Origin of the sequence: Haloferax sp. AB510 (assembly GCF_024136985.1) — an archaeon.
GTDB lineage: Archaea > Halobacteriota > Halobacteria > Halobacteriales > Haloferacaceae > Haloferax.
In genome coordinates this window covers 1-4,542 of the sequence record NZ_JAMYJY010000170.1, presented here as the reverse complement: position 1 = coordinate 4,542, position 4,542 = coordinate 1, and the positions used below count along the sequence as shown (strand labels likewise).

Sequence of the window (4,542 nt, the reverse complement as noted above, 5' to 3'; positions counted from 1 at the left end):
CCGCGAGGGTCGCCTCGCCGCCGCGGGCCGCGTAGTCGGTCAGCCACGACCCGGTTTCGGCGCTCACGCCGACCGCGGGGGCAGCGGCCTCCTCGTCGTAGCGGAGCGCCCCGGTCGGCGGGAGTTGCCCGGGGAGGTGGTTGACGAAGACGAAACCGACCGCGCCGGAGTCGACGGCGTAGTTGAACTTCTCCATTCGGTGGACGAACCGACCGCCGACGGGGGTCGTCGTGCTGGCGACGGCGAGCGCGCCGTCCACGTCGGCGGCGTCGATTTCGCTCGGCGTGCCGTAGCCGACATCGACGAGCGGGCCGGAGACCGTCGCCCGCGGAGCGTACGGGAGCGCGACGGCCTCGAAACGCCGCTCGTCGGGTGCGGTGAGGTCGAGCGTCGTGTCGCCGCGGGGTCCGACCGGGCCATCTCGAAGGGGTCGAACTCGACGCGCCCGACACCTGCGTCGGCGAGGGCGTCGGCGACGAGCGTGCTCGCGCGGCGGTCGCCCGGCCCGCCGGCCATCCGGTCGCCGATGGCGGTCAGGTCGGTGAGGAACGCCCACGGGTGGTCGTCGACCCACGTCCGGGCGAACGCCTCGCGGACTGCGGGAGAGAGGTCGTCCATAGGGCATCCACACGCTCACCCGTCAAAGGGGTTTGCGCCGCCGGACCCCGCCGATCGAACCCCCCTGCGGTCGGGGCCGGAGACGGTGTCGGCTGCCGAAAATCGCCCATAACATCTAACTCAGTTGACGTGGTACGCACGACCGCCATGCCTACATGTCAGAACTGCAATTCCTTCGTCACGGAAGGCTACGTCAGGGTGTTCGCCCCCGAGGGCATGGACGCCCCCCGCGTCTGTCCGCACTGTGAGGACTTAGTCCGGGACGGATCGCAGGTCCGAGAAGCGAGAGCGACCCGACACTAACCGCGGCCCGGCCGCCCTCCTCGACCCCGCTTCGCCCGTCGATTGATAAGGCTTACCACCCGCGCGTGCGTCGAATCACCCGACATGAGTTCGGTTCCCGAGCGGAGCGACATCGACGAGGAGTACAAGTGGGACCTCGACAGCATCTACGCCTCCGACGAGGAGTGGGAGGCGGCGTACGAGGACGTCGCAGAGCGCGTCCCCGAACTGGCGAGCTACGAGGGCCGCGCCACCGAGGACCCCGAGACGCTCCTCGAACTCCTCGAGACGATGGAGTCGGTGCTCCGCGAGGTGTCGATGGTCGTCTCCTACGCGAACCTCCGCAGCAGCCAGGACACCCGGAACCAGGAGTACCAAGCGCAGGCCGGTCGCGCCGAGGCGCTGGCGTCGAAGGCCCGGAGCGCGGTCAGCTATCTGGACCCCGAGCTACAGGAACTCGGCCGCGACGGCGTCGACGAGTTCGTCGAAGAAGAACCCGAACTCGAAGCCTACGAACACCACTTCGACGACGTGCTCCGGACGAAAGAGCACACCCGCTCCGCGGAGGTCGAAGAAGTCCTCGCCGACCTCTCGGACGTGACCGGCGCGTCGAGCGACATCTACTCCATGCTCGCCAACGCCGACCTCGAGTTCCCGACCGTCGAAAAGCCCGACGGCACGTCGGTCGAAATCACGCAGGGTAACTTCACGAAGCTCCAGAAACACCCCGACCGCGAGTTCCGCCGGACCGTCCACGAGGAGTTCTACGACCGCTGGGCCGACGTGCGCAACGCCGTCGGCACCTCGCTGAAAAACAGCGTCAAGAAGGACGTGAAGACCGCGCGCATCCGCGACTACGAGACCGCCCGCGAGGCCGCCCTCGACGGCCCCAACGTCCCGGTCGAGGTGTACGACAACCTGCTCGACACCGTCCGCGACAACCTCGGCCACCTCCACCGCCACGCCGAGTTGAAGCGCGAGGCCATCGACGCGGACGAACTCCAGATGTGGGACCTGTACGTGTCGCTCACCGGCGACCACGGCCCCGAGATTCCGTACGAACAGGCGAAGGAGTACATCGTCGAGGCCGTCGAACCGCTCGGCGAGGCGTACCAAGCGCGGATGGCCGAGGGCCTCGAAGACCGCTGGGTTGACGTGTACGAGAACCGCGGCAAGCGCTCCGGGGCGTACTCTGCGGGCACCTACGACACCCAGCCGTTCATCATGATGAACTACCAGGACGACGCGGCGTCGATGTTCACCCTCGCCCACGAACTGGGCCACTCGATGCACTCCGAACTCGCCAACGACGCCCAGCCGTGGCACGATGCGAGCTACGACATTTTCACCGCCGAGGTCGCCTCCACGGTCAACGAGACGCTCCTGACCGAATACCTCCTGGAGAACGTCGACGACGACGAACTCCGGATGCACGTCCTCGACGAGTACCTCGAACGCTTCCGCTCGACGCTGTTCCGCCAGACGATGTTCGCCGACTTCGAACTCCAGATTCACGAAATCGTCGAAGACGATGGTGCGCTCACGCCCGACCGCTTCGACGAGCTGTACGGCGACCTGAAAGCGGCGTACTACGAGCCCGCGGCAACCGACGACCGCATCGCTCGAGAGTGGATGCGCATTCCGCACTTCTACTACAACTACTACGTCTACCAGTACGCGACGGGCATCTCCGCGGCGGCGGCCATCGTCGAGCGCATCCGCGAGGAGGGCGAGTCGGCCGCGGCGGACTACCGTGAGGCGCTCGCGCTCGGCGGCAGCGAGTACCCCCTCGACGTGCTCCGAACCGCCGGCGTCGACATGACCGAGCCCGAACCCATCGAGGACGCGATGTCGGTCTACGCCGAGTTCCTCGACGAGGCCGCGACGCTCCTCGACCTCGAATAAACCGAAAAATCGCAGGGCGGGCTCAGCCGACCTGAACGAGTTTGACCTGCCCGGACGCGCTGTCGATGTGGACGTTGTACTCCCCGCGGTCGTCGGCGGCGCGGACGACCCACGCGGACCGCTGTCGAGACGGCGATTCGATGACGGCGTCGTCGTGGCCGGTGTGTGCGAGCTTTTCGCGCGCGATGCGCTGTGCCTCGAGCGCCGAGCGGACCGACTGCTCGCCGTCTCGGAGCCGAATCGTCGTCACCGGGACGCTGGCGAGTCGGCCGACGCGCTCGGCGACGCTGCCGTTCACCAGTCGGTCGACACCCTCGCGGCCGTGGGTGCCCATCACGATGAGGTCGGCGCGACACGTGTTGGCGAAGTCGGCGATGGACTCCGCGGGCTCTCCGACGACGATTGTCGTCTCGACGTCGACGCCGCGTTCTTCGGCGCGTTCGACCACGTCCGCGAAGGCGCGTTCGCTCCGCGACTGCGAGCGTTCGCCGTCGCCGTCGGTGTCCACGGGCGGTCGGGTGACGTACAGCGCGTGGACCGACGCGCCGACCGCGTCCGCGAGGCGAATCGCGTGGCTCGCCGCGTTCATTGACTCCGGACTGGTATCGACGGGAACGAGGATGTGAGTGTACATTTGTTGGCCCTCCTGAACCAGGATACGTCGGGAGGGGGTAATATCGGGTATTTGGTTCCTATATTTCGAGAATGAGCGGGGCGGTATGTAGCCCGGTACGTGCTATGTTCGGTAAGCGCCGCACACGACGGCGTCGTCAAATTATGAATGACGGATGGAACATCGTCGTCTGCGTCAAGCAGGTACCCGATGCGGACGACGTTACGATAGACCCCGATACGGGGACGTTGAACCGCTCCGACGCGCCGGCGGTGCTGAACAAGCCCGACCACAACGCCGTCGAGTCCGCGCTCGCGCTCCGCGACGCCGTCGGCGGGACCGTGACCGCGATCACGATGGGACCGCCGCCGGCCAGCGCCGTCCTGCAGGCGGCCGTCGCCGCGGGCGCTGACGGCGGTGTCCTGCTCACAGACCGGGCGTTCGGCGGCAGCGACACGTGGCCCACGAGCCTCGCACTCGCGCGGGCGGCCGAAGAACTCGACGCCGACGTGGTCATCTGCGGCGAGGAGAGCACCGACTCCTCGACCGGACAGGTACCGCCGGGCATCGCCGCCCACAACGGGTGGGCCCAACTCACCTACACCGAGTCGCTCGACCCCCGACCCGACGAGGGCGTCCTCGTCGGCACGCGGGACGTCGAGGGCGGCTACGAGCGCGTCGCCGCCGCGCTCCCCGTCGTCGTCGCCATGGTGTTCGGCGCGAACGACCCGCGACCCGCCGGGTTGCACCGGAAAATATTCGCCGAGACCGAGTTCGAACCGGTCCAGTGGACCGCCGCCGACCTCGAAATCGAAGACCGGGTCGGCCTCGCCAACTCGCCGACGAAGGTCGGTGGGATGGACACCGCCTCGCCGGTCGAACGGGAGCGGACGCGCGTCGATAGCGTCGAAGCCCTCTACGACCACCTCTCGGAGGTGCTCTAGATGAGCGCCGCGAGCGGGCCGGAAATCGACGTGGCCGACTACCGGGACGTCTGGGTGTTCGTCGAACAGCACGAGGGTGAGGCCGCGCCGGTGTCGTGGGAACTCCTCGCGAAGGGCCGCGAACTCGCCGACGAGACGGGCGAAGCGCTCGTCGCGCTCGTCGTGGTCGCGGCGGTCTGC

Annotated in this window: 3 protein-coding genes and 2 pseudogenes; 3 read left to right on the top strand and 2 right to left on the bottom strand. The window is 67.9% G+C overall.

Features of this window, described 5'->3' with window-relative positions; genetic code table 11:
• Positions 1–618: pseudogene (locus NKF06_RS19835) on the bottom strand (PA domain-containing protein); the annotation flags it as partial.
• A gap of 387 nt (positions 619–1,005) precedes the next feature.
• Here NKF06_RS19835 and pepF point away from each other — a divergent pair.
• Positions 1,006–2,805, top strand: a complete 1,800-nt coding sequence (pepF, locus tag NKF06_RS19830; RefSeq protein WP_253246386.1) for an oligoendopeptidase F — start codon at positions 1,006–1,008, stop codon at positions 2,803–2,805.
• Positions 2,806–2,827: 22 nt separating this feature from the next.
• Here pepF and NKF06_RS19825 read toward each other — a convergent pair whose 3' ends face one another.
• Entirely contained in the window at positions 2,828–3,439 is a 612-nt protein-coding gene (locus NKF06_RS19825; protein WP_253246385.1) for a universal stress protein, read from the bottom strand.
• 143 nt (positions 3,440–3,582) lie between these two features.
• Here NKF06_RS19825 and NKF06_RS19820 point away from each other — a divergent pair, with 143 nt between their 5' ends.
• Together NKF06_RS19820 and NKF06_RS19815 are read left to right on the top strand one after the other, a co-directional pair.
• Positions 3,583–4,362, top strand: a complete 780-nt coding sequence (locus tag NKF06_RS19820; protein ID WP_253246384.1) for an electron transfer flavoprotein subunit beta/FixA family protein — start codon at positions 3,583–3,585, stop codon at positions 4,360–4,362.
• Positions 4,363–4,542, top strand: a pseudogene (locus NKF06_RS19815) (electron transfer flavoprotein subunit alpha); the annotation flags it as partial.